The organism is Ruegeria sp. AP12, assembly GCF_056540025.1.
In genome coordinates this window covers 1-1,034 of the sequence record NZ_JBQFVZ010000104.1, presented here as the reverse complement: position 1 = coordinate 1,034, position 1,034 = coordinate 1, and the positions used below count along the sequence as shown (strand labels likewise).

Annotated in this window: 2 protein-coding genes; both read right to left on the bottom strand. The window is 54.9% G+C overall.

Annotated elements, in window-relative coordinates:
• On the bottom strand, positions 1–460 hold a 460-nt coding region (locus ACR0E6_RS21535; protein ID WP_480587148.1), incomplete at its 3' end, for a c-type cytochrome.
• Between the two features lie 2 nt (positions 461–462).
• Positions 463–1,034 (bottom strand): c-type cytochrome (locus ACR0E6_RS21530; protein WP_480587145.1); only part of this gene is annotated, 572 nt, incomplete at its 5' end.

Sequence of the window (1,034 nt, the reverse complement as noted above, 5' to 3'; positions counted from 1 at the left end):
CGGGATCGATCGAATGATCCGTGCCTTTCGCCGTTGGGTCCGCTTCTGGGATGTCCTGAGGATTGTCCGAAAACGCCCGCAAATAGGCGATCACGTTGGCTCGGTCTTCCGGGTCTTTCAAACCGGGAAAACTCATCCGCGTGCCTGACGCAAATGCGCGTGGGTTTTCGATGTAGGCGGACAGAGTATCAGCGTGCCATTCCAGACCCGAGTTACCCGCACGCTCTAGGCTTTTTGAGTAATTGAAACCGTCCAGACCAGCAGCCTTGCGCCCAAAGACACCATTCAAATGCGGCCCGATTTTGTTTTTGGCTCCATCTCCAACCTGATGACAGCCTTTGCATTTGGCGAACACTTCTTTTCCGGCTTCGGCGTCGCCGAGGCCTTCGGTGGCGTGGGTCGATGGGGCAACAGCAACCATAACCGCCGCGCAGGTCAAAAAAATGTTCAACCACCGCATGATCAGCTTCCGAACGACTTGAGGTAAACGATCACGGCTTCAATATCGTCTGGTTTCTTAAGCCCAGCAAAGGACATGCGTGTGCCCTTCATGTAGTCCTTGGGTTTTGCCAGGAAGGCCGCCATTTCTTCTTCGGTCCAAACAAGACCAGCCTCGGCAGCTGTTTTCATAGCTTTGGAGTATTTGAACCCTTCAACCGAACCTGCGTTGGCCCCGATAACCCCGTTCAGCGCAGGGCCCGTACTGTCCTTTGCACCGTCACCAACCTGATGGCAGGACTTACACTTCTTGAAGACCTTCTCACCAGCTGCGAACAGTTCCGTAGTCTGGTCAGCCTCGTCGATTTCTTGAATAGCCGGTGTTGTGGCGGCTTCTTCCTCAGGCTTTGGCGCTGCGGTCGGAATGAACGAGGGCCCTTCCGCCGTGAACGTCGGTAACCCGTCCGCGCTGGCTTCATTCATGACCGAATTCGAACCGCCTTCTGGTGGTGTCTCAACCAGAAAGACAGAACGCATAGTAACCGCTGCCTCTGTCTTGCAGTTCTCCATGCATGGCTCTTCTCGCCATTCCACGT